Origin of the sequence: Microbacterium sp. As-52, from assembly GCF_049949185.1 — a bacterium.
Classification (GTDB): Bacteria; Actinomycetota; Actinomycetes; order Actinomycetales; family Microbacteriaceae; genus Microbacterium; species Microbacterium maritypicum_A.
On sequence record NZ_CP188171.1, the window covers coordinates 1,532,229 to 1,557,029 of the forward strand.

The 24,801-nt window shown below is 62.5% G+C and carries 12 protein-coding genes, 1 rRNA gene and 1 pseudogene; 5 read left to right on the forward strand and 9 right to left on the reverse strand.

Features of this window, described 5'->3' with window-relative positions; translation table 11 throughout:
* Positions 1-373: 373 nt before the first annotated feature.
* Both ACLFA2_RS07360 and ACLFA2_RS07365 read right to left on the reverse strand, forming a co-directional pair.
* A 16S ribosomal RNA gene (locus ACLFA2_RS07360) occupies positions 374-1,897 on the reverse strand.
* 532 nt (positions 1,898-2,429) lie between these two features.
* Positions 2,430-2,939, reverse strand: a complete 510-nt coding sequence (locus ACLFA2_RS07365) for a hypothetical protein (protein ID WP_426622297.1) — start codon at positions 2,937-2,939, stop codon at positions 2,430-2,432.
* Positions 2,940-3,090: 151 nt separating this feature from the next.
* Here ACLFA2_RS07365 and ACLFA2_RS07370 point away from each other — a divergent pair, with 151 nt between their 5' ends.
* Both ACLFA2_RS07370 and ACLFA2_RS07375 read left to right on the forward strand, forming a co-directional pair.
* Positions 3,091-4,029: a G5 domain-containing protein gene (locus tag ACLFA2_RS07370; protein ID WP_426622298.1), complete on the forward strand. Its 939-nt coding sequence runs from the start codon at positions 3,091-3,093 to the stop codon at positions 4,027-4,029.
* 94 nt (positions 4,030-4,123) lie between these two features.
* The gene (locus ACLFA2_RS07375; RefSeq protein ID WP_426622299.1) at positions 4,124-5,254 is read left to right on the forward strand and encodes a GTPase family protein; all 1,131 of its coding nucleotides are present in this window, start codon (positions 4,124-4,126) and stop codon (positions 5,252-5,254) included.
* Between the two features lie 39 nt (positions 5,255-5,293).
* Here the strand turns inward: ACLFA2_RS07375 and ACLFA2_RS07380 are convergent, their stop codons facing one another.
* Positions 5,294-6,508 carry an exonuclease domain-containing protein gene (locus ACLFA2_RS07380; RefSeq protein ID WP_426622300.1) on the reverse strand — a complete coding sequence of 405 codons (1,215 nt, stop codon included), beginning with the start codon at positions 6,506-6,508 and terminating at the stop codon, positions 5,294-5,296.
* Between the two features lie 256 nt (positions 6,509-6,764).
* Between ACLFA2_RS07380 and ACLFA2_RS07385 the strand changes: the two genes are divergently transcribed.
* Together ACLFA2_RS07385 and ACLFA2_RS07390 are read left to right on the forward strand one after the other, a co-directional pair.
* Positions 6,765-9,752: a hypothetical protein gene (locus ACLFA2_RS07385; RefSeq protein ID WP_426622301.1), complete on the forward strand. Its 2,988-nt coding sequence runs from the start codon at positions 6,765-6,767 to the stop codon at positions 9,750-9,752.
* Positions 9,743-10,720: pseudogene (locus tag ACLFA2_RS07390) on the forward strand (SulP family inorganic anion transporter); the annotation flags it as partial. The gene ACLFA2_RS07385 and the pseudogene ACLFA2_RS07390, both read left to right, overlap by 10 nt.
* Before the next feature lie 152 nt (positions 10,721-10,872).
* On the opposite strand, the gene ACLFA2_RS07395 reads toward ACLFA2_RS07390, so the two are convergent.
* On the reverse strand, positions 10,873-11,580 hold the full coding sequence (locus ACLFA2_RS07395; RefSeq protein ID WP_426622302.1) for a DUF6994 family protein: 708 nt from the start codon (positions 11,578-11,580) through the stop codon (positions 10,873-10,875).
* Complete coding sequence (locus ACLFA2_RS07400) at positions 11,577-12,671, reverse strand: DNA cytosine methyltransferase (protein ID WP_426622303.1); 1,095 nt, start codon at positions 12,669-12,671, stop codon at positions 11,577-11,579. Before ACLFA2_RS07400 ends, ACLFA2_RS07395 begins: the two co-directional genes overlap by 4 nt.
* Positions 12,672-12,812: 141 nt before the next feature.
* On the opposite strand from ACLFA2_RS07400, the gene ACLFA2_RS07405 reads away from it, so the two are divergent.
* Complete coding sequence (locus tag ACLFA2_RS07405; protein ID WP_426622304.1) at positions 12,813-13,286, forward strand: very short patch repair endonuclease; 474 nt, start codon at positions 12,813-12,815, stop codon at positions 13,284-13,286.
* Positions 13,287-13,426: 140 nt separating this feature from the next.
* Here the strand turns inward: ACLFA2_RS07405 and drmB are convergent, their stop codons facing one another.
* The 4 genes from drmB to ACLFA2_RS07425 are packed head-to-tail and all read right to left on the reverse strand — an operon-like array spanning position 13,427 to position 24,705.
* On the reverse strand, positions 13,427-15,262 hold the full coding sequence (drmB, locus tag ACLFA2_RS07410) for a DrmB family protein (protein WP_426622305.1): 1,836 nt from the start codon (positions 15,260-15,262) through the stop codon (positions 13,427-13,429).
* The gene (locus tag ACLFA2_RS07415; RefSeq protein WP_426622306.1) at positions 15,243-18,428 is read right to left on the reverse strand and encodes a helicase-related protein; all 3,186 of its coding nucleotides are present in this window, start codon (positions 18,426-18,428) and stop codon (positions 15,243-15,245) included. The genes drmB and ACLFA2_RS07415 overlap by 20 nt, the downstream gene beginning before the upstream one ends.
* A complete protein-coding gene (locus ACLFA2_RS07420; protein ID WP_426622307.1) occupies positions 18,425-19,945 on the reverse strand; it encodes an NERD domain-containing protein in 1,521 nt (506 codons plus the stop codon). Before ACLFA2_RS07420 ends, ACLFA2_RS07415 begins: the two co-directional genes overlap by 4 nt.
* Positions 19,942-24,705 (reverse strand): DEAD/DEAH box helicase, encoded by a 4,764-nt coding sequence (locus ACLFA2_RS07425; RefSeq protein ID WP_426622308.1) that lies wholly within the window; start codon positions 24,703-24,705, stop codon positions 19,942-19,944. Before ACLFA2_RS07425 ends, ACLFA2_RS07420 begins: the two co-directional genes overlap by 4 nt.
* Positions 24,706-24,801: the final 96 nt, after the last annotated feature.

Here is a 24,801-nt window from a genome sequence, read left to right on the forward strand (position 1 = left end):
GGAATCTGAAATTGACTAATGATCTTTAAGATCATCTTGTGCAACTGACCGAAGCCAGCTGCAAGATGCTCGCGTCCACTGTGTAGTTCTCAAAGTACGGGCGGTGCCCCTATCCACAACCCCACACGGGGGAAACAGAAAGAGGCCCAGAGGTTCAGACCAGATCCCGAAAGATCCGCATCCGGTCCCTCAGGACCCAACAGCGTGCAGGTGCGACATCCGCCACCCTCCCCGTTCCAACCACCGAAGTGGCGTACTGGAGAAGAACAACATCCTTCGCACCATGTCAAATGTTCCACCCATGAGCTCCCAGCGAGAAACGAACGTTCTCGATCTGGGTTCTGGACACCCGAAAGTGTCAGATGCTCCTTAGAAAGGAGGTGATCCAGCCGCACCTTCCGGTACGGCTACCTTGTTACGACTTAGTCCTAATTACCGATCCCACCTTCGACGGCTCCCTCCACAAGGGTTAGGCCACCGGCTTCAGGTGTTACCGACTTTCATGACTTGACGGGCGGTGTGTACAAGACCCGGGAACGTATTCACCGCAGCGTTGCTGATCTGCGATTACTAGCGACTCCGACTTCATGAGGTCGAGTTGCAGACCTCAATCCGAACTGGGACCGGCTTTTTGGGATTCGCTCCACCTCGCGGTATTGCAGCCCTTTGTACCGGCCATTGTAGCATGCGTGAAGCCCAAGACATAAGGGGCATGATGATTTGACGTCATCCCCACCTTCCTCCGAGTTGACCCCGGCAGTATCCCATGAGTTCCCACCATTACGTGCTGGCAACATAGAACGAGGGTTGCGCTCGTTGCGGGACTTAACCCAACATCTCACGACACGAGCTGACGACAACCATGCACCACCTGTTTACGAGTGTCCAAAGAGTTGACCATTTCTGGCCCGTTCTCGTATATGTCAAGCCTTGGTAAGGTTCTTCGCGTTGCATCGAATTAATCCGCATGCTCCGCCGCTTGTGCGGGTCCCCGTCAATTCCTTTGAGTTTTAGCCTTGCGGCCGTACTCCCCAGGCGGGGAACTTAATGCGTTAGCTGCGTCACGGAATCCGTGGAATGGACCCCACAACTAGTTCCCAACGTTTACGGGGTGGACTACCAGGGTATCTAAGCCTGTTTGCTCCCCACCCTTTCGCTCCTCAGCGTCAGTTACGGCCCAGAGATCTGCCTTCGCCATCGGTGTTCCTCCTGATATCTGCGCATTCCACCGCTACACCAGGAATTCCAATCTCCCCTACCGCACTCTAGTCTGCCCGTACCCACTGCAGGCCGGAGGTTGAGCCTCCGGATTTCACAGCAGACGCGACAAACCGCCTACGAGCTCTTTACGCCCAATAATTCCGGATAACGCTTGCGCCCTACGTATTACCGCGGCTGCTGGCACGTAGTTAGCCGGCGCTTTTTCTGCAGGTACCGTCACTTTCGCTTCTTCCCTGCTAAAAGAGGTTTACAACCCGAAGGCCGTCGTCCCTCACGCGGCGTTGCTGCATCAGGCTTGCGCCCATTGTGCAATATTCCCCACTGCTGCCTCCCGTAGGAGTCTGGGCCGTGTCTCAGTCCCAGTGTGGCCGGTCACCCTCTCAGGCCGGCTACCCGTCGACGCCTTGGTGAGCCATTACCTCACCAACAAGCTGATAGGCCGCGAGCCCATCCCCAACCGAAATTCTTTCCAGACGCAGACCATGCGGTCACGTCACATATCCAGTATTAGACGCCGTTTCCAGCGCTTATCCCAGAGTCAGGGGCAGGTTGCTCACGTGTTACTCACCCGTTCGCCACTGATCCCACAGAGCAAGCTCTGTGTTCACCGTTCGACTTGCATGTGTTAAGCACGCCGCCAGCGTTCATCCTGAGCCAGGATCAAACTCTCCGTAAAAAAGAAATGCATACCCCACCGGGAAAACGGTGACGCAGCGAGTTTGATGCTGACCAAAGAGACAAATTCATTGCTGACTTCATCCATTGCCAACCCCCCGGAAGGAGTTGGTCTTTGATCCAAAGGAATTCTCAACTAGCCGAAGCTAGACGAGGATAATTTGGCATTTGACAAGTGCACGCTGTTGAGTTCTCAAGGATCGGATGCTCCCACGACCCAGCCATCACAGCCAGGCCCGAAGGGCAACTTCTCTATCTTACCGATCTCGTTTCCGTTGTCAAGTCCGAGTTTTTCTCGGCCTGACCGTGGGAACGGATCAGCACCTTCATCCTGTTCACTCAGTGAGTGCCTGGGATTCGGGAGGTGTTAGCTGCTTGACGGGAGCCGGTCCGAGGACCTCCGCTCAACCGTTTGGGGCGAACAAGTAATAAGTTACGCGGATCCCAGGGATCGGGCAAATCTAGGCCGACCGCCGGGCGTGTCGCGCTCTTGCCCCGACGGTTCCCTGCCACTCTCCTGGCCTTGCGGTGCGTCACTCGACGGTCAGCGGCGTCGTCGTGACGTCGATGGTGCCGAAGGGGAACGGGCTGAAGACCGTCCAGGAGCCGGAGGTGAACTCCTCCATGGGGATCAGGAAGAACCAGACGAGGGAGACGACGATCGCGAGGACCACGAGTGCCGCTACTCCGATCGACGCGCGGTTCAGTGTCTTGAGGGCCGAGCGTTCGTCGCTCGCCTTCATCACACGTCCGAGAGTGATCAGCACGATCGCGGCGATGGCGATGTAGACCAGGGGGCTGGGGCGGAGCGTCAGATCGATGCACACGGGCGCTTCGTCGGTCGGCTGTCCCGATGAGTCGATGAAGCCGCCGCTCCCGTCGATGCCGCCGGGGCAGTAGCTCCGGCTCGCGACGGTGAGTGTGGAGTAGACGAGGACGGCGATCACGGCCATCATCACCACGCGTCGGATCTGCGCGATGATCGCGAGACCGGGGAGGCCTTTGGCGGCGGCGGTTGCCGGCGTGGTCGGCGCGAGCGACAAGAGGGCCTCCTTGGTGGGTGGTCGTCTCATGATGGCGCAGGGGGTCGGGGGGAGGGAAGAGTGCACCTGCTGGCAGCCGTGATCGGACTCTCCACTACACGCTGGAATATCGGTAGTGTTCGGCCAGAGCCTGAGCAGAAGGATGGCAAAGATGCCTGCAGCACCCCAGGGTTGGTACGCCGACCCGGAGCACCCCGCACAGCAGCAGCGCTGGTGGGACGGCACTCAATGGACGGTGCACACCGCACCCCTGGGGCAGGCGCCGACTGCGGCTGTCGCCGTGACCCCCGTCGATGCCGCTCCCGCCCAGGTGAAGTCCTCTCGGATGAAGGTCGTCCTCATAGTGGGAGCGGTGGTGCTCGCGATCCTCCTCCTCACCCGCAGCCTGGGCGTGATCATGATGCTCGCCGGGTTGGTGCTCTTCTTCGTCGCCATCTATGGGATCGTGCGTGGCTCGGCGAAGCTCTTTCGCGTGCGCTCGCGCGGAGCGGGATGGGCTGCTCTGGGGATCGCGTTCGTTCTGATGTTCGCGGGGTCCGGAGCGAACGCTGCCCTCGGCGGCCCTGGTTCGGACACCACGAGTTCAGGGTCGTCGGAGGCCAAGCCGTTCGCGTCCGCGCAGACAGAGAAGCCGACCCCCTCTCCCAAGCCCACTACCTTCGAGGAGGTCGAAGAGTCGACGGTCGTTCCTTTCGAGCGGACGACGGCCGACGATCCGCAGCTCGACGTCGGACAGACCGCCATCACGACAGCCGGGGTCGACGGAACCAAGGTCACCACCTACCGCGTGACGTACGTCGATGGTGTGGAAGTGTCGCGCGAAGTCCTCGTCGAGGTCGTCACCGTCGCGCCGGTGAATGAGGTCACGTCGAACGGGACGCGACAGCCTGCTCCCGCACCTGTCCCGTTGGTGCAGCCCGCCGCCGAGTGCCACTCGAGCTATGCCGGGGTGTGCGTGCCGATCGCGTCGGATGTGGACTGCGCGGGTGGGAGCGGGAACGGGCCGGCGTACGTGCGCGGGCCGCTGCAGGTGGTGGGGCCGGATGTGTACGACCTCGACCGTGACGGTGACGGGATCGCCTGCGACTGAGACGGGACCCGCTCTACCACCGCTCGATACGCTAGTCCTCAGCGGGGGCGCGACGCCTCGGGGATCGGGGCCACGGCCTCAGAGGGAGTGCGCAATGACGGGTGAGACCTTCTCTGAAGACGACTTCCGCAATCAGTGGAAAGAGCAGGCGGACGAGATCGGCCGCTTCAACCTCGCCATCTTCGGCAAGACGGGCGTCGGGAAGTCGACGCTGATCAACGCGATCTTCGGCGAAGAGGTCGCTCCCACCGGAGTCGGCGAGCCCGTCACGATGGACGAGCATCTCTACATACATCGTTCCGGCTTTCTCGGCCTGCTCGACACCCGTGGCCTCGAGATCGGCAAGGACACCGATGAGCTGATCAGCGAACTCGGCGACTACCTGAAGAAGATGCGCCAGCAACCGCTCTCGGAGCAGATCCACGTCGCCTGGTACTGCGTCCGGTCGACTGACCGGCGGTTCGAAGACACCGAAGCAGAGTTCATCCGCCGCCTGCACGACCTCGGCCTGCCTGTCGTCGTCGTCCTGACGCAGGTGCCGTCGCGGAACGGCGAGTATCACGCCGACGCTCTGACCCTGGCGGACCACATCGCCGGGCTCGACCTGCCGATCGTGGGCGGTCGTCCGATCCTGGTGATGTCGACGGCGGATGAGTTCACCGGCCAGGTTCAGCACGGGCTCACGGAGCTCGTCGATGCCACGTTTCGCGCAGCTCCCGAGGGTGTTGAAGCAGCGTTCGCAGCCGCCCAGAAAGTCGATCTGGCACGAAAGCGCAAGCAAGCTCAGACAGCTGTCCGCGCGGCTGCCACGGCGGCGCTGACGGTCGGAGCTATCCCGATTCCGGTTGCTGACGCCGGTGTGCTCATTCCCATCCAGCTCGGGATGATGGCGAGGGTGGCGGCGATCTACGGTGTCAGAGTCGAGACCGCCACGATCGCAGCGACCGCGGCAACAGTCGCCGTCTCGGCGGCAGGACGAAGCGCCGTCGCCGGCCTCCTGAAGTTCATCCCCGGAGCGGGAACCATTATCGGCGGTGCGATCTCGGGCACCGTCGCCAGCACCTTCACCCTGGCGATCGGATACGCATGGGCAGTGGTCTGCGGTGAGCTCACGCAGGGTCGACTGCGAGGCGTCGACGGCGCGCTCGACAGCGACCTGGTGCGCGAGCTGTTCCAGACGCAGGTCGGCGTGTGGTTCAAGAAGGTGAGCGGCGGGCGAGGCTGAACGGAGTTTCGCCGGTTGCGCCTGATCTACCCGGGTAGATCAGGCGTAGCGCTCGGCGAGCCAGGACTCCCCGACGATGGGAATGCCGTAGTCGCGTGCCTTGCGTGCTTTGCCGGAAAGCGAGTCCGGGTCAGCCGCGACCACGAGGCGCGCCGCCTTCGTCACAGCAGGCTTCGCCACGATCCCGTGTTCACGGAGGCGCTGCTCCCACTCGGAACGCGCTCGCGTCATCTCACCGGTCAGAACGACGATGTCCCCGGGATTCAACGTGAACACCGTCGTCGGCGGCAATACTGCGATCTCGACCGGCTGAGCAACTGCATCCAGCACGACCTCGACGGGCACCTCCAGAAGCTGCGCGATCGAGATCAGGTCGGCGCGCTCATCCTCAGTGATCACGCCATCTGCCCAGGCGATCTTGACCAGCGCGGCGAGGTAGTCGTGATGCAGCCGCTCGACCGTTGCGCGCGGCAGACCCACTCGATCCGCGAACGCGACGAGGGCGTCCTTCTCGTGCTCCGACAGGTAGCGATCGAGGAGGCACCGCTCGACGAGTGCGACATACTCCGCTTGCTCGTCGGAGTCGCTCACATCCGGAACGCGGTCGAGAATCCTCTCCAAGAAGCTCGGCGAGTAGTCCTCGACGTTGGAACGCGCGAGCCACTCACCGCGCTCCCCTGCGTACGGGGCCAGACGCTCGGCCTGCCCGAGCAAGTCGCGCCAAGAGGACTGTCCCGTGCTCGCCACGAAAGCACCAAGCAACTCAGCCGTCGCGCGCGCATCGACGGCTGCACGGTGCGCCCCGCTGAGGTCGATATCGAACGCCGCACAGCAATCAGCAAGCGTGCTGCTCCCGCCGAGGTGGGTACGCGCCAGTCGCATCGTGCAGAGGCTGACGAACGGCACGCCTGCCCAGTAGGCCGCGCGCCCCAACTCGGCCTCGAGGAAACGCATGTCGAAGGAGGCGTTGTGCGCCACGACCACGCGCTGTGACAGGAGATCGACCAGATCGGCAGTGATGCCCGGGAACTGCGGTGCTCGCAGGATCTCTCGGGCGCTGATGCCGTGGATGTCCTGCCGACCGAGGTCTCGGCCCGGGTTGATGAGTGTCTCCCACTGGCCCGTGATCGTGCCGTCCGGCTCAGAGTGAACCACGGAGATCTCGATCGCCCGGTCGGTTCCCTCGGCGTAGAAGCCCGTGGTCTCGAAGTCGATCGTCGCGAAGCCGGGTGAGGGCAAGGGAATCGAAGACATGACGTCACCTTATCCAGTCCCACGATTCCAACGGAGAAGGCTCCAGTTCAGCCCCCCGCCGCTATCCTCCTCGACTCGTGGATGTCCCGCTTCAAACGCCGACGCTACTATCTAGCTCATGAGTACCCACCTGTTCTCCACCGGGGACCAGGAGCGGAAGTCAGTATTGGCCACTTTGCTGAGGCTTCTGAGCGGGGACGTCGGGGATGCAATCGTTGACGGAGTCCTAGGACGACGCGATCGAGGAAAGTTCTCAGTGTTCCTCAAGAACCTGGCCACGGAACTGACCCAGATCGATCACGAGTACTCGCGGGTGAACCCCGAGGAGCGCGAATGGGTCGATATGTCGATCGAATCCATACTGAAGGAAGTCGCTCTAGATCTGAGCGACCGAAGCCAGCCGCCGCAGCTCCTCCGTGCGGCCCTTCGCGGGCCGTACGCACTGGCTCCATACCTGCGAGCAACGAGCGCGGCCACGGACGCGCTCGTCGAGGCCACCGAGGATACGTCCTCCTACCTCCAAATCGCGATCGACACCTTGTCCGTACTTCTATGCGATTGGGTGGCTACAGAAACTCACGCGCAACGGCTCGCTCAAAGCAGCGGCATCGGCGAGCTCTTGAGCATCTCCGATTCCCTTTCTGCGTCAATTGAATCGGTAGTTGACTCCATTGAAGAAGTCGACGCTCGCTTGTCTCGAACGCGAGCGGAAGCTGTCCAACGTGGTTACCAGACCATCATTCAAGAGCGAATGCCCGTGTTATTGGTCGACCGAGCGGATGAGCTAAGCCTCGCGCGCTCCCTGGTCCGCGGGGATGCATCGACACTCGCTTGGCTCGCTCCCGAAAAGGCTGGCAAGAGCGGACTTGCGTACACGATCGCGCACGAGGGCATGGAGTCTGCCGACATCGTTCCATTCTTCATTCGGCAACGCGATGCCCTGAGCAATTCACTTGAAGCGTTCCTCTTCGTCACGGGCGCGTTCCTCGCAGGACAGGTCGGCGAGCGCTACGGCCCGCCCGACGGAGGTGGCGTGGATGCCGTGTGGGGCTGGAAAGACCTTCTCCAGCGTGCGACGTACGCTTGCAGGAGCCGGGGGAAACAACTGGTCCTGTTGGTTGATGGGCTCGATGAGGAGCTTGCGCACCACGGAGCCGGCCGGTCTGCATCGATCGCCTCGGTACTTCCAGGTCGCGCCGAGCTGCAAGCACTCGGCCTGAAGGTGATCGTGACCTCGCGTCCAAATCCGCCTGTTCCGCCCGATGTGCCAGATGACCACTGGCTTCGCGCCCGTGGAAGTTGGACGAGCCTGCGTCCTTCAGCCGTAGCGGCGAAGGCTGTGGACCCCTCGGAAATAGATGCGCTGATGGGCGCCGAGCCCGGGCGCTCGATCGCCGGGTTGCTGGCTGCCTGCGCTGCGCCGTTGACGGTGGGCGACATTGCATCGCTTCTGGAGATCTCGATCCCCACCGCGCGAAGTGTTCTCCGTCACGGCGTGAGCCGAAACCTCATGAGATCCCACGATCCCTCTGGCGTGGCGCAGTACGAGATCGGCCATGAGAGCACGCTGGCTCGGATTGTACAAAACCTCGCTCCTTCCTACGCAGACGCTGTCGCACTTCGCGATCGACATGATTGGGCCGCGATCCGCGACAGGGCGCTTAAGCCTTATCGGCAATTGGTACTCAAGGAGGCCGCGCGGGCATCGCGGCGGGGCTGGGAGGATTGCCCACCCTTCCTGTTGAGCGAAGCCTTCGTCCGTCTTGCGGAGGTGGACAGCAGTAAGTGGGCGCACGTAGTCGCATGGCTCGTCGACACCAACCGTCACTCTGCACAACGAGCCTCAGGCATGACCGCAATTGACTGCGCTCAGCAGCTTCGAGGTGCGGCAAAGCGGTCCAACGTCCGCGACCTTCCCGAGCTGCTCGCGCTTCAGAAGATCCTGGTGAACTATCGCAGGATCTCGCCTGGCGGGCTCGAGGTCCCGCTAGGTGCCGTCGATGCCTGCCTAGCGGCAGGGGACACGCAGAAGGCTTTCGCCGTGGCTGAGGGCGTGGAGACCGCCGCCGGCGCTGCGAGCGCATATCTTGCGGTTGCCAAGGCTGCCGGAGCTGCCGGAGATGTCTTGCTCGCACAGCGAGCTATTGATGCCGCTGAAGAGGTGACGAGCCGCATCACCATGATCGCCGTTAGGCAAACGACCTACATTGCAGTAGCGGAGAACTTCCAAGATCTTGGAAGGGCCGCAGATGCCAGACGCGTTGGTCAAAGACTCCGCGTGCCCAGCGGCACCACGACCGGACCCGAAGAACTCGCCGACCGCCCGGAACAGATCTCTGAAGCGCAAGCGGGTTTACCCAACGGCTCGCCTCTGGCGTTGCACGAGGAGATGTTCATCAACTTGGTTACGGATGTGCGCCTAACTCAGCTCATCGACACGGAGGACGCTGCCGTTCAGCTAGTTGAGGACGCTGTTCGTGTCGCGCGGGGGCTCGACACGAAGCGAATGCCCAGCGCGCTATCCGATGTCGCTGCGGCGCTCATGGTTGCGGGCGACGAGGAAGCCGCGATGGGCATCTACGACGAACTTCTTGTCGACGCTGGGAAGTCTGACCTCGACGCGCGGTTGCGAATTCTCACGCGGGCGATCGAGAACCTAAACCTCTTCGGGCCCGCGGGAAGCGCTCAGCGGTTCATCGAGCGCTGTGTCCCTCGAATGTTGAGAATCCCGGAAATCGATCCGGAGGTCTGCCTGTTGTTGGCATCGGCATGCCGCGCTGCGCTCTCCTTCCAGGTGGCTGAAGACTCGCTGCGACGGGTTGTGATGCAAATCGACACTCAGGGTCAGAATCACACTGAACGGCAGGACGATCTGCTACTGCGAGTCATCGCAGAGTACTCAGCCCTCGGCAATTTCCCTGCCGCCCAGGCCCTCGCGGAACGATTGCCCTCGGCCCTGTTGAAGGCCGAGGCCCAGGCCATGGTTTCGATGGCCGACGGCGGCCCCGATCATGTCGCGCGGCTTGAAGACGAGGCCACCCAGGAGGTCAACGGGTTCGTCGCACAATCGATGTGGCTCACGATCGCCCAACGCCATGCAGACGCGGGAAGCACAGCTCAGTCCTTTTCGGCGATAGGCAAGGCGTGGGCTGCCGGCGGCGACTACACCTGCGGTTGGGAAATCGCGGAACGACTACACCCTGGAAGTGCGCGTTCGCTCGCAGAGCTCGTCCCCCTGCGCTAGTACAGGTTCAGCCGGCGCCGCCCGTGTCGGTCGTGATCGTGACGGGGGTCGTGCTCCGTTCGGCATCACCGTGCCCACCGTCGGTGACCAGGGCGAGCTGCCGAAGAGCCTGCCGGAGCTGTCCATCCCGACCGTTCCGCTGACGTGGGAGACGTTCACGATCATCGCGCCGTTCGCGCTCGGGGTCGCACTCGTCGGACTGATGGAGTCGCTGCTCACCGCGAAGCTCGTCGACGAGATCACCGACACCCACTCGCGCAAGAGCCGCGAGGCGTGGGGGCAGGGCGTGGCGAACATGCTGTCGGGGATCTTCGGCGGCATGGGCGGCTGCGCCGTGATCGGTCAGACCATGGATCAACGTGAAGGCGTCGGGCGCGCGGACTCGCATCTCGACGTTCTGCGCTGGGCTCTTCCTTTTCCTGCTGGTGGTGGTGTTCGGGGACTTCGTCGGGACGATCCCCATGGCCGCGCTCGTCGCCGTGATGATCATGGTCGCGATCGGGGCGTTCGACTGGCACAGCGTGCGTCCGTCGACATTGAAGCGGATGCCGAAGAGCGAGACGTTCGTGATGGTCGCGACGGTGGTGCTGGTGTTGATCACGCACAACCTGGCAGTCGGAGTGGTCGGCGGGGTACTGGTCGCGACGGTATTGTTCGTGCGGCGGGTGGCGCACTTCGTGACGGTCCGCCGGGTTCTGGGTGTGGCGGGGGATGTCGTGACGTATGTCGTGGAGGGGGAGCTGTTCTTCGCGTCGAGCAATGATCTGACGACGTTGTTCTCGTACTCAGACGATCCGTCTCGGGTAAGCATCGATCTGTCGGGATCGCATGTGTGGGATGCGTCGACCGTGGCCGCGTTGGATGCGATCGAGACGAAGTATCAGGCGTTGGGGAAGACGGTGGAGATCGTCGGAATGAATGAGAGCAGTTCGCGGATGCGCGGGCGGTTGACGGGTGGGTTTGAGTAGCATGCAGCACGGCTCGATCTGGCGCGAACGGTCACGCACCGTCGCTTCGCGAGGCGAACCCATCGCCCTATGACCGGTGCAAGCATTCCGCGCAACTGAGACGGTGGATACGGATCCGCGTGCGACCTACCCCGAGTAGATCGCACAGTCCGCTAGGAGACAGCGCCGAGCATCCTTGAGTTCCGCGATGCGACGAAATCCAGCTGTCGCGCGCGGAACTGCTTGTACTGCTCGATCGACGTCGGAAGCGGTGACCTTACGTATCCCTCGAACGGGAGATAGAACTGGACCGCGCCGGTCTCGTCCACGAGGTCCTGAAGCAGGAAGAAGTCGACGTAGCGGTCGAAGCTTTCGAACAGCTCGAAGAAGTCGGCGTAAGCGCGCATCGTCTCGGTGAGCGGACTCTCCTCACAGACGTAATGGCGGCGGATCCCTTCAAGGGTGAGGTCGAATCGGTCCCGAATCCTCGGGTGCGTGCCACGCCGCTGGTTGATCGTCTGTTTGCGTTCGATCCGGTTACGCGGGACCACGAGACGTCCGCCGATGGTGCCGCCATCCCGATGCCACGCGGTGTTCGACTCCTCACCCATCGCCTCGTAGAAGTCGCGCAGTCGACCACGGTTCGAGTTCGGGAGCGTGTCGCTGGAGAGTACGAACTCTCCGAGTCCTGACCGATGACGAAGCACTCGAACCGAACCGATGCGATCCGCCGTCAGCGTGAAGGTCGAACCCCCGGGAAGCGGCTTACTCCACAGTCGCCGGTGGTAGCTCTGCAGGAGCGAGCTGTATGAATCAGGATCGCGACGACCGGCGTCGTCCTGGAAGTCGGTAGTCACATCCAGGACTTGAGCACGCTTCATCGGGGCAAGGCGTCGACGGCATCGACACTGAACGCCGTCGCGAGCAGCCGACCGATCGCCCGTCCGAGTGGGATCGGCACCGCGTTACCGATCTGCCGAGCGATGGCAGTGCGGGAACCCGCGAACCGATAGTCGATCGGGAATCCCTGAAGAACCGCGGCCTCGTAGTGAGTGATCGCGCGGTGGGCGAAAGGATGCAGGTATCGCCCTTTCTCCGGCTTGAAGAACTCGGTTCTGATCGTCACCGACGGCCGGTCGAGGTGGAGTCTGCCCATCACGTCGCCAGAGCCGGACTTGTGCTTCCGCCAACAGGGGGCGAGAAGCTCGTCAGGTAGATCGAATCTGTTACCACCGGGCGGAATCTCGGCGAACCTGCGCAGCGAGATGTCCGCGTAGTCCCGTCCGACATGGAGCTCTCGAGACGCCCATGCTCCGCGGTGCTCCCTACCGTCGATCTTCATCCGACGATCTTCGAGCGAAGGGCCCACCGAATGAGGGATCCCGGCGAAGACCTCGCCGACGCTCACATGGTCTTCGCGGTTGTGGGTGGCTACCGGTAAGCCGATCTCAGGCATGTCTCGATGTCTTCCGATCAGGATTGCGCGTTTGCGAGCCTGCGGCGCCCCGAAGTCCGCGGCATTGAGCACGCTCCACTCGAAGGAGTAGTCGCTGAGGAGACCGCCTGCTCCTGTGGCGTCCGTGAGATCGCGGAACTGAGGCGACTTGGCGAACACGGCGACGTTCTCGAGCACGAAGTACTTCGGTCGGGCTCGGATGATCGTCTCCGCGTACTCCCGCCACAGAGTGTTCCGCTCGTCCTCTGCGTCCTGCTTGCCCAGAGTCGAAAACCCTTGGCACGGCGGCCCCCCGATCACGACGTCCACCGACGGCACCGTCTCCTCGCGCAGCCACTCCTCGATCCCACCCTGATAGGTGATGCCCTCGCCATGATTGAGCGCGAATGTCGCAGCCGCGTCGCGGTCCTTCTCAACGGCTCGAACCACATCGAAGCGCGGAGATGCCTCATGCATGCCCTGACTGAGTCCGCCCGCACCGGCGAATAGATCGAGGACGGAGATCGGGTTCTCCAAGGTGCCTCCCAGGCCTTCGAAACCCACTGCGCAAGGCGGGTTTGATCTGATCCTACGGCGTAGCAGGATGGACGGATGGAAGCGTCGCCGGCGTCGGAGAGATCCGCATCCTGGGCGACCAGCCCCGGATCCAGAGCTTCTATGCGCGCGAACCGTGGCCGAGACACCGGCCCTGAACTGCAAGTCAGACGGCTCGTGCACGCGGCGGGCCTCCGATACCGGGTGAACGCACGCCCTGAGCCGGGTCTTCGCCGCACTGCCGACCTCTTGTTCCGGGGAAGTCGAGTCGCCGTGCTGATCGACGGCTGCTTCTGGCACGGGTGCCCCGAGCACCACCAGGCACCGAAAGCCAATGCCGCGTTCTGGTCTGACAAGATCGCGACCAATCGAGCCCGGGACGCCGACACCAACCATGTGCTCAGGAACCGAGGCTGGATGGTCGTGCGCGTCTGGGAGCACGAGATCCGGGCGGACGTCGATCGCGTCGCCGCCCGGATAATCGAAGCCGTCAGAGTGCGCTCAGCCCACCCGCTGCCCGAGCATCGTGTCGAGCACAGGACCGAAGAAGCCGACGACTTTCCCTCTGCCGACGACGAACGTCCTGTCGAGCAGTAGGTTCGACGACTCACACAGTTAGGCGCGCCTGGAACCGATCCGAAGCACTGAACGCGCCTGCGGTCTCGCGACAAGGCGCGTCTGAGCCACCCGCACGCTCATTACGATGCCGCCACGGCTCAGAACAACAGCCGACTTGCTCAAGTGCTGGTCTCAAAAGTGGCCCGCATCTCGGGGAGCACGCTGGCAAGCAGCCCTGTCACCTCACTTCCGCCAAGCACAAGCTGCCGGTCAAGGAGGCGGTTGCCCGCTTCGCACGAGGTCTCGCTCACGAGGGCGCAGCCGTGACAGGCCGAGAGGTTGAGTTGGGAAGAACCTTGACGGTCGCTTTCAATGCAGACCGGGTCATTTGAGCAGACGTCGGCATCATCGAGCGCCGCGCTAAGCAGAGGCACCAGTATCCGGGGGGCACCGAGCCTGACCAGGCCGCCAAGAGTTCCCTGCGCGTCACCCGCCGCCGTGTAAATGAAGACCCCAGCGCTGTTGTCGGCTCCGCCCGAGTTCGCGTAGATACGCTCTTGCAAAGATGCCGACGAATAGCCGCTCGCGAAAGCGAGTCGTCGAATCATGAGATGTGCGATGGTGTGAAGCGCGATGTAGCGCGGCTCGGGATCGTCGAGGCGCGATCGCGCCCACTCCAGCTGGTCCCGCCGATCTCTGAGGATGCGGGCGCGAGCTTGCACGTCGGGAAGGCTCTCCCACGCCTGGATGGCCGCTTCATCGAACTGGAGGAAGATGCCCTCTCCGAAGAGTTCGAGGGCTGGATAGACCGGACGCTGCTTCGGGTCCTGTCCCAGGTCGGCCGAGACGAAGGCCGCGTCTGCACGGTGCCGGCGGAATCCCCTCAAAGCCCGCACCTCGCGAACGCGATGAACTTGGCCGATTCCCGCCAATACGCGACCGAGCTCCGACGGGATCCCGTCGAAGCCCCCACCCATCCACCCGTCCACGACGAAGTCGCCGAGCGCGTTGTCTTTGCCCGCCGCGATCTTCTTGGCGAAGGCTGCCCACTCGCCGTCCTTGAGGGCGGTTGTCCCTTCGACGCCGTCGCTCTCGTCCTCCAGGGCGATGGATAGAACCTCATCGGCAGCGATTCCGACGTCGTCGGCGATCCACCCCGCGATCATCTCTGACTTCGGGCCGCCGTTGTCGTCGACGAGGCGCTGGAAGTAATCATGCCCGCGGACCGTGGTCGTTAGCTCCTGCGATCGGGTCTTCTCCTCGGGGATGTCGAGGGCGGATATGCGCTCCGCGAGATAGTTGCCGGTCGCACCGCGCTGCACTGCGACGAGGGCCGCGTCGCAGGCTTGAGGAGCGAATCCCTCGGGTTGCCAGGGCTGACGACCTGCGCACCAGATTCCGTCACGCTGCAGCGACCCTTCGATGACCAACTCCGACAAAGGGCGCGTGCGGTCGCAGCCCCCGCAGGCCACGCTGAGGGAGGTGAGACCCTCGCCACTCGTACTGAATCTCACGAAACGCAGATCTTCATACGCGCGGCAAACGCGGACCGCCTCGGTCACATCCTTGTCGTAGCCACGATGCGCCCATTTGAACCAAGGCACGTCCTGCACGTGACTTCCTGACTTGCAGACCGCCACATAACGCATCGGCACGAGCATTCCGCCGCAATCGCACCTGTTGCGGAACCGACCCTTGGCAATCCCGGTCCGCTTGGAGAGCTTCAGGCATCGCTCACAGAATCGCCATGCCGGAAACCGCCAATAAGGGATGGTCGCCGTCTTCTGCCCCGAGCGGCCAGCGTGCGCTGGCGCCTGCCTCAGCACGGGACGCGGGCGCCCCACTTGAACGAGTTGATCGACGAGCCGATCGCAATGGATCTCAGGAGCGGTCTTCTTTTCCCACCAGGAGGTGTCCGGAGCGATGAGCGACTCCCCGCGAATATCCACTATCGCGCCGACACCGAAGGGCGACAGAGTCTCCGACAGTCGCAGATCATGCCTGATCTTCTGCACGCCGCACCCCCTGTTCGGGCTCCTGGACCTCGACCGCGACATTCGGTTCGACGGAACGCATCGAGTCTCCCACCAACCAGTCAGCGCCATCCTGTCCGAACCGCTTGACGAGTGCTCGGTCGCCTGCGTCGCGATGTTCGTACTGAAGTGTCTCCCTGTCGTCGCGGGCTTTCCTCGCCTTGCGATCCCACTCCCGGAGCAGTCGCCACACCTGTTCAGTCACAGCCTCCTCCTCGTCCGGCTCCGACTCTCGCACTACAGCAACAAAGTGCTCGATCAGAACCTCAACGGATGCCCGGAAGCCCGAGCTAGCGAGATCGAACGCGCCAGCGTCGCCATCTTGGCGAAGGGACGGAATCCCATGCCGAAGTAGCGCGATGAGAGCGCCCGCGAGTGACCGGTCACGCGACGAAAGCGACCACGGCGTGACGCTCGTCGGCTCGACGCTTCGATACAAGGCGTCATGATATCCGCGGAACGTCTCGAAGTGAGAACGATCACGGGCACGATTGGATCGGAACAGCGTGACGACGATGCCGTTGACCTGGCCACGTCCAACGCGGCTTGTGGCCTGGATGTACTCAGCCGTGGTCTTTGGCTGGCCGACCATGAGCATGAGCGCAAGGCGTTGAACGTCGATGCCCACGGATAGCATGTTGGATGAGAGCACCGCATCCACCGCATCATCGGACTCATCCGCGCTCGCCCTAAGCTGCCGCAGGTCCTTCGGTAGCTCCTCCGGCCCCCGACGACTTGTCAGTTCGAGCACATGGTCGGCCCGTACCGATCGGAGATCAAGCCCTAACCGATCGGCACGTGTTTCGAGGCGTCCGTTGACGTCATCGAGCAGGAGGGCACTGGTGCGCCCCAGTTCGCGGAGGCTGTTGTGGTACACGACAAAGGTCCAGTAGGGATCTACACGGTCGCCAATGCCATCGGAATTGATTACCACTTGAGGTAGCTCGAGCATCGGCGAGGCGGCTGCGACGAGGGCTGTTGCCTGGGAGACGCTCTGCGGCATGAGGCCGGCGTACAAGCGTCCCTCGCCTGTGGCGACCGGGCTAGCGAAGAACGTGCGGTCTCCGTCGAGTCCGGCTGGCGGGTACAGGGCGACCCGGCGTCCGTAGAGGCCCTTCACCTGTTCATCCGATGCTCGGATCGTCGCTGTCGACGCGACGATCTTCGGTTCGGATCCGTTGCGGCCTAGCAGCACCTGTATCACCGCGTCGAAAACGGCGACCGTGGTTCCGAGGGGCCCTGATAGTAAGTGCAGCTCATCCTGGATGATCAATGAAGGTTGGCGGAATGGCGTTCCGATGCCGAGTAGGCGCCCGGCGGAGTCCTTGAACTGCAGCCGCGCGAACTTGTCCACGGTCGCCAGCAGGAATGTGGGTGGTTCCTCGTAAAGGAGCTCATCGACTACGTTCATCGGCAGGTCCCTGCCCGAGAACTCGCACGACGCCCTCACACATCGGAAGACAACGTCGTTCCCGACTTGGCGCGCACCGTAGCGCAGGCGAGTGTCGTCCCTTCTTTCGGGGACCAGTTCCTCCAGGCACCATGGGCACTCTGTGATTTGGAACTCGTTTGCGTCTTGAGGATGCTGTGCCTTATAGAGCCGTCCCAGAGCGTACTTCGCGTCGGCGCGGGTCTGGGGAGTCGCATCTCTTCCAACCCAAAGTCCGATCGAGAATCGCGCCATCCCTTTCGCTCTGTCGTCTCGGGAGCGAAGGACTTCCATCGCGCAGATCAAGGATGCGGCCCGCTGAAACTGTTGGGAAGTGAGCAGGCGCAGGGTGTACCGGGTGATCACCGCGGTACCCCCGCCAGCACGCCCGTGTTCGATACGGCGCAAGAAGATGGCGATCGCAGCCAGGGCAAGATAGGCCTCCGTCTTCCCTCCTCCGGTGGGGAACCAGATCAGATCGACGAGTGATCTATCGCGGTGGTCCTCATCGACCGTGGACGCCAGCGAGACAAGGAGAAATCCGAGCTGGAAAGGGCGCCAGGCTGGGACAGGATCGATCTCACCGCGTCCTCGAGCTGCCTGTGACATTTGAAGCTGCATGGCGGCCATCGCGAGAGCGAATGCTCGTCGGAGCGACTCCGCGCCGGGGCTCCCAAGGAGGTCGACCCCTTCCTGCATACGTTCGGCCGAAAGCTCGGCGCGTGCGGCTATCACTTCGGCCTCGCGACCGAGACCCGCGGCTTCCTGCCGTTGCTCCTCGACCCATTGCGAGAACGCTTCAACGAAGGACCCGAGCGCACCGATCACGGGAGCGGGCTTGGAATCGATGGACGCCAAGAACGCGAGATCGAGTGCCGGTCGTGCACGATCTCCCAACTGGGTGCCGGCAGTTTGGGCGATCGCCGGCACTATGAAGTGCGGCAACGGGTCGAGGCAAACACGACCACACCGCCCGTCATCCGAGGTGTCCCAGCTCGCGGCCATCCCGTGCCCCACTGCGAACACCTGACGGTCGCGATACCGCAGTCGCAACTCGGCTGCTTCCGGGTCAACGTCGATCGCACGAGACACGTCGTACTCCAGGATGCGCGCGCCCTCGAATGGGCGACTGGCGAGATCCACCTGGAACAGCATGAGTGGTATGTCCGTCCTGTCCTCTCCCGTTGTCATTGTGCGCAGACGCACATGAAGCGTCACGAGCCAGTTCGTCCCGTACGGGCGCCACCTCGTGCCGAGCTCGAACGGCACTTCGCCCGCGCGCAGCTGTCGCACCTGTGCAGCGCCGCGCGTGAGTTCGATCCCGTCAAAGCGATGGCCGACACGTTGCCACCTCGGCAGCCCACCGTCCTCGATTGGGACGTACGTCGCAGCCGAGAAGTCGCAGAGCACAGTCTCGCCGTCGGTCACGAAGGAGATCGCGGCAGATGATGGCCGCCAGTCCTCAGCGAGCGGTACCGACGCATCGCCCTCTTCAACCTCGCCTTCATCGACGTCGGCCATCACGAGTTGATCAGAGTCGGCCTCCCCCGCTGCAACGCTGCCTTGCGCCGCGAGCGCATCTCCAGCGGGGAAGAGCATGCCGACGGCATACTGCAGCGAGGGACGGTTCAGGAGCGTCTCGTCGTCTCCTTGTTCCGGGCCGACCCACGCGGATCTGAGATGATTGAGCGCCAGCGTCTGCGCGGTTGTGAGAGTCACGATCGCGCCCCCGATGCTTTTCGGACGAGTCGCTGCAGGCGCCTGCGGTCCGCGTCGATTACTGCGATGTGCAGGGTTACGCGGGCCCGCGTGACTGCGACGTACAGGTTCGAGAGCGCTGCGGCAGTGTAGTCCTCGGGAAGGTTGCACACGATCACGTGATCGGCTTCCAGCCCCTTCGCGTTTCGAGGACTCACGACGCGGATGCCATCGACGATTTCGTCCAGTGTGGCCTCGCAATCCGCTGGAATGATCCACACGTCAGAGGCGCGGACACCGTCCCGTTTGAAGGACTTAGCAAGCCGCATAGCGTGAGCGCGAGAATCTCCTTCTCCAACCTTCTCCCAATTGATGGGCTCGCCGTTAACTATGCCCGGGTCCCCCACATCCGCTGCGAGATACTCCTGGACCATGTGAACGATGGCGCGAGTGTTCCGCACGTTCTTGCTCAGGTCGTACTCAGCAGCATCGGACTTCACCAACTCGAAGACATCCGCGTCAAACCGCCCGTCGACGTGCGCCTGATTGTTCTGGTCCAGGAACATGCGCCACCGTCCGCGACTTCTGCCTCCGATAATGACGCGATCTAGCACGTCCATGGCTCCTGCGTACATTAGGTCCTGAGCTTCGTCGACGAGTACGACATCGAACCGGCGCGCGTCGTCCAGTGCCGCGAACTCTGCGATCTCGATGGGCCTGCCGTCCAGACGTGGGGCGAAGAATGCGCGAAGCCCCGGCGAACGGAACGTGACGAGCACCGACCTTCCCGCAGCCGCTTCCTGCTTGGCTGCCTCAGCAAGTACCACCGACTTGCCGGTGCCCGCACCGCCGAGAACCATGATCCGTGCATTCTTGATCAATCCGGCGAGCACGCGCGCCTGATCTTCTGTGGCGACATTCTGCTCATCGATCACTGCACCGCGTTGCGCATCGATGACGGGGATCCTGGAGAACTCACCGAACAGCTTTTCTCGCAGTTCTTCGAAGCGCGCGGCTCGAGCCGTCTTCGGCGCAGCCGGAATACTCGCGACGACCGCGTCAAGCGATGACGCGAAGCGTTCGACCGTCATGGCATCCTTTGCAAGCCAGTGTGTGGGCTGCCATTCAGGCGACGTTGGCGGAGCATCTATGTCCGGGGTGATGACGATCGCGTCGGCAAGAACCCAACCGAGACCGTCCTCTCGCAGGATGTTAAGCAGCGCGTGCATGGCGGTACGAGCCTGCGTCATGGGTGGCTCTTTGAGCTTGTTCCAGTCACCGTGACGGTCCTTGGAGTACCAGACCCCCTCGTGCTTCATCACACCGCCACCTTTGACTTCCACAATCACGACCGCCCCTTTCCACAGGACAATGAAGTCCCCTTCGGATGTCTGCTTAGAGGGATGGCTGCGAAGCTGCATGGAATGAAACGCCACGGCGTCGGACCTCTGGATCTTGGCAAGTACCCTCGCGATGCGCCGCTCGGCGCTGCTCTTGACATACTCTTCGATGTTCTGGAGGTCTGGGCTGAGGATCACGACTGCTGCTCCTGCCACAGCTCTTCGTACTCCCGAAAACCCAGTAGATCGTTGATGTCCGTGCTGCCGAAGTTGTCCTCCATGTCTACGATGAGACACTCATCTTTCCCACCGTTTCGCGGCCCCCGAAGACCCCGGCCAGCCATCTGGATGTAGGCGTTAGGGCTGAAGGTGGGCCGCGCGATGTACAGTGCGGTGACACCGGGCGCGTCGAAGCCCTGTGTAAGCAGGTCGCAATTGGTGAGCACTTGTATCTTTCCTTCCTTAAATCTCCGGATCACGTCGCGTCGTTCCTGACGACCGGTCTGACCGCTGACCGACGCCGCCTCAAGTCCGCGATATCGGAGTGTTGCCGCGAGGACCTGTGCAGAGAGGACATTCGGCGTGAAAACGAGGACCGACCGAGCTCGCTCGAGTTCCAGGGTCATGATGCTGTCGACCAGGATCCCCATCCGTACGTGATCCGCAGCGACTCGATCCAACACTTGACCGCTGACTCGGTTTGTGCGCTTCGCCTCTCGCGCCTCATCGTCCGAGAGCTGGACTACTGCGCCTTGAAGAACCCTGTGCTTCACCCGCGCTAGTACGCCCAATGCGACGAGCTCCTGGTACGAATTCTCCTCAAACGCCGCGATCTTTCGTCTACCGAAGCGTGCGGCTAGTTGGTCGGTCGCCTGCTCGGATGTGCCCTTGAACGGAGTTGCGGACAGCCCTATCAGCGGCCGCTCAAAACTCCTTCCGTCCACTCCGAGCCACGAGAGGATCCGTGTGTAGCGAGTCGACGTGCCCGCTACGTGGCCCTCGTCGATGACAACCGCTGCAGGCGTGCTGAGCCAGTCGTATTCCGCACTGCCGAGCAACACTTCGAGCTTGGCATCAGTCGCTACTATGACGCTGTGAGCGGTGTCAGGTTCTTGGACGTCGTTGCCCTCCCACAGGCGTCCAAGGGTCAAGGGCAGGTCGACTTGCTGCTCCGTGCACAGTCCGCGCCACACCTCACTGAAGGTCTGCACGGCCTGCTCGCATAGCTCCTGGGACTGAGCGATCCAGAGGACCGGTCCCTCGAGCTCGTTGTCGATGAACAGCTGAAGGAGCGTTTGCGTCGCGACGCGTGTCTTACCAGCGCCTGTGGGCAGTTCGACCATCGCTTTGGCGTGCCGGTCCATCGCGCCGATCTCAAGCAGCGTAGAGCGGAGTTCCGTGCTGATTCGCGACTGGTAATCATGGAGCTCGGGCAGCATTGTTGCGCCTGGGACGACGAACTCGGCGGCCTGGCGTTGCGTCCGCTGCCCGGCGAATTCCGATCCGAACCCCATCTTTCGCAGCCAGGTGATGGTCGCCGCGCCGCCGGCCCATTGGTTCGGAACGTCAGGGAAGCCCTCCCGCCGAAAGATGTCGGCGAGCTCGCGGACGGTGTCATTTCCGTAAACGGAGAGGCAGAGCTCGGCGACCGAGGTGCTTTTGGACACAAGGCCCTGTGCCTCCAAGCCCTGCCAGAGCCCCCTGGGGAGCTTCTCGCGCAGATCGTCGGCACCGAAATAGACCTCAAGCCGCTCAACATAGGTGGTCGCCGACAGGGCGTCCTGCCTGATCAACTCCAAGTGTTGAGCGAGTCCGACCTCGAGCACTCGCACGATCTCCGCATTGTTGAGACCAAGGTCGAATGCGTCGCTGACAAAACGGAGTGTTTGCGCCTCAGCCAGACGTGTTGTTACGACGAAGTCCACGCCGTCCCGGTAGGAGTCGAGTGACTGCGTTTCAACGCCATCTTCAGTTGTGACCCACTTCGCGATGGACTCAGCGCGCGAGAACGTAGTGCTGCTCAGGTCCTGTTTGCTAGGCCAGCCTCGGAGGCCTGGGAAAACATCGAGCAACCGCTCCGGCTCCTGTTGGCCATCCATCCGTATCGAGAAGGCGAACGAATCCTCGAACCGCTTGCATCCGACTTCCTCGACGAGCAGTTGGGCGTCTGTCTCGGTTGCCGTCAGGTACGGACGTTGGTGCTGTGTCAAGTACTCCCGTTGCTCCTCATCCACTGCGATGTATACGGTTCCAGTCGCGCGTGTCTCGATCACGCGCCCGACGCGGGCGGGGACGCGTGGTGGCTGTCCGTCCGGGTAAGCCAGACGGGCAGATTCGAGGATGAAGCGGACGAGCACGGAATCCGGAAGCTGGGGAGGAAGCAGATCGACTGCTAGAGCATCCCGAAGGACGTCGGGCGCGATCATGGATACCTCTTGCGGGAGGTGGAGCGTGTCAACGATGCTGCGGGGTCCCTCGTAGAGCGGCAGCAGATCCCGGTACTCGATGAGCGAAGGGGCGACTATGTGGGTGATCGGTCGGAAGCCGTGGGACGTCCGAAGTAGTCCTGCATGCTCCACCGCCCAGAGAACCGGCGACTTCACGCTGTATGAGATTCCGGTAGCTGTGTCCTCGCAGTCCCATGGAGCGTCTCCGAACTCGAGCAGACCGCGTGTCCAGGTCTCGCGGATTTGCTCGGTTGCATCCGAGGCCCGCAGAAGAAGAAGCACCGAGAATGGGCCGGCGGAGCGACCTTGGCGCGGGTACAGGGAGACTCGCTCGATCGGGCGTTCGCCAGCTGTGAGCCTGCTGTTCAAATCCGCGATCACCCAATCGCGATACTCATCGGCGGCTGGCTCGTCCTCGAAGTCGTACTCGCGCTGTGGTGAATCCACGACTCCGATTTCGTGGGCAAGCGCAGGAACGCATCTCTGTCGATCGAGGAGGAGTCGTCCGTCAGCGCCAGGCAGCTCGCCGTCGAGGTCGAGAACCTGCTGAGGCCAGTGCCAGTCGCCGTCACGGGTCGGCACCAGCACCTGCGCGCTCGGAGTTGCGCGAACAGCGTCCACGGCGTCACGAGTGCTGACGCCGAGCGCGGCGTCCCAGAATTTCTCTTGTTGCTCGGGGGCGCGGTCTGATGTCAGGTTTGCAAGGCGGGCCTTTAGGATCGCAATAGGATCGAGGTCGCGGAATCCGGCGGACCGAAGGATCCGCTCCACGTCCGGATACGCAAGAAACTCCGAACGGACGAACACCGCACTCTCTATCTCCAAATCGTCGATCTTGGAGAGGAAGACGAGCGACCGGTCTACAAGAGCGCGCAATCCGTCAGTCGTCGGTATGACGCGAGCCCCATCCGAGTCCGCTAGACCGCGGTTCGCCATGACGACCTTGAGCGCATTAACCGCTGATTCGACATCATCTCCGCTCGCCCATTCGCGGAGCCAGGACTGGATACCGCGCTTGGGTACAAGTTCGAGCGCCCGCTTCATGTCGCGGCTGTCCTCTTCAAACCGGCCCGGCTCGACACTCACCGCAAATAACTGACGCAGTCGCGCAACGCGCTGGCTGGAGCTGTAGCAGCGCCAATGCGGCACATCAGACTTGGTGTTCGGTGACCTATTCCAAGCCTCGTGCGCGATCTCGGAGATCGTCCATTCGCATGTCAGATCGAGGGGTCTGAGCTCCGCTGGACTTCGCGGCACGCCAGCGCCGTCAGGTATCAGTGCCGTCGCAACAGCCAGCGGCGGAACGAGCGCGCACAGCACTTCATCGCCGAAGTAGATGGCCTCTCGGCCTCGAGCCGGAAGGTAGTCGAGGTGTGCAGCGGGGTCTTGTTCGCTACTCAGCCGAGGAAGCATCTCGACGAACATGTCAGCGAGGGTTGCAAGAATCTCACGGTTGTACCCGTTTCGCAGCAGCGTTGTGCGGTCATCGTTGACGCTCCACGGCGCATTGAAAAGCGCAGTTGCTGATGTACGGTCCTGCAGGGGGAAATAGCTCCAGAATTGGCCTACCTGTGTGCCCGGGTCCCCCGCATCCGGATTGGCTCGGCGAGGCCTAACGGGCATCGCAACACTCACCTTAATCTCATTTCGAGAGACTGCTTCGCCGACCTCCCTTCGAGCTGCGGGACTAGGCGCGTGCATTCTCTCGCTCACGAGCCATTCATCACCCGTCTGGTCAGGGCGCTCGATCTTGATTCGGCCGTTCCCGAGACTCTTCGAAATGTGGCTTGTCGTAAAGCCCCCATCTCCCAAGACAGTGAGCGTGACTTCCCGTACGTCACTGACGAAAAGCAGAAACTCAGACGTGAACGTCTCCATCTCTCGACGAATTCTGGCGGTATCGCTGACGCCGGGGAGACGGACGATTGTTGTTGCCCATTCAGCAAGGTTCCTTGCGATTGGATCCTCGTTAAAGAGCCCCTCCGCATCGACCAGGGTGGCCGTGCGCAGCGACGGGAGCCGGCGGTCGGGCGTGCCGACCGCTTTGATCGCTGATTGCGCGGCGGCGGAATTGAACTCGAATGACACCGAACGACTCAGAACCTGCGGCGAGTCCGTGATTGCCAGCACTGACTTGAATCCGAGCCCGAACCGACCTATCTCATCCCCCCGCTTGCCGCTGAGATGGGCGTGCGTAATGGCGACAAGACCATTCTTCGAAAACGGCCGACCCGAGTTAGCGCAATACAGAACGCTCAATCTCGGGTCTAGTACGATCTCCACCCGCCCCAGACCTGCGTCTACCGCACCGCCAGCCATGGCGTCAGCGGCGTTCTGTACAAGTTCCAGGAGAGTACGGTTCGCATATCCGCCCGTTCGGATGGACTCTTCATGATTCGCATGCTCAGCAATCAATGTGGGCTTCGCACGGTAAGCGGCGATCGCACTCTCAAACTGCTCTTCTATCTCGCGCGCTAGAGCGGCATCGGGGCCCCACACCTTCGTTGGCATTGGCGTCCTCATCCCAGTTTTCGTTAGATTCTCGCAACCAACGTAGCGTCCTTCCTGAGTTAGCGGTCTCGACACGTCCGCCGCAGTGTGGTCCAG

Coding starts and splice junctions, on each gene's coding strand:
- ACLFA2_RS07370 (WP_426622298.1), top strand. CDS start 3,091: ATGCCTGCAGCACCCCAGGGTTGGTACGCCGACCCGGAGCACCCCGCA.
- ACLFA2_RS07375 (WP_426622299.1), top strand. CDS start 4,124: ATGACGGGTGAGACCTTCTCTGAAGACGACTTCCGCAATCAGTGGAAA.
- ACLFA2_RS07380 (WP_426622300.1), bottom strand. CDS start 6,508: ATGTCTTCGATTCCCTTGCCCTCACCCGGCTTCGCGACGATCGACTTC.
- ACLFA2_RS07395 (WP_426622302.1), bottom strand. CDS start 11,580: ATGAAGCGTGCTCAAGTCCTGGATGTGACTACCGACTTCCAGGACGAC.
- ACLFA2_RS07405 (WP_426622304.1), top strand. CDS start 12,813: ATGCGCGCGAACCGTGGCCGAGACACCGGCCCTGAACTGCAAGTCAGA.
- ACLFA2_RS07425 (WP_426622308.1), bottom strand. CDS start 24,705: ATGCCAACGAAGGTGTGGGGCCCCGATGCCGCTCTAGCGCGCGAGATA.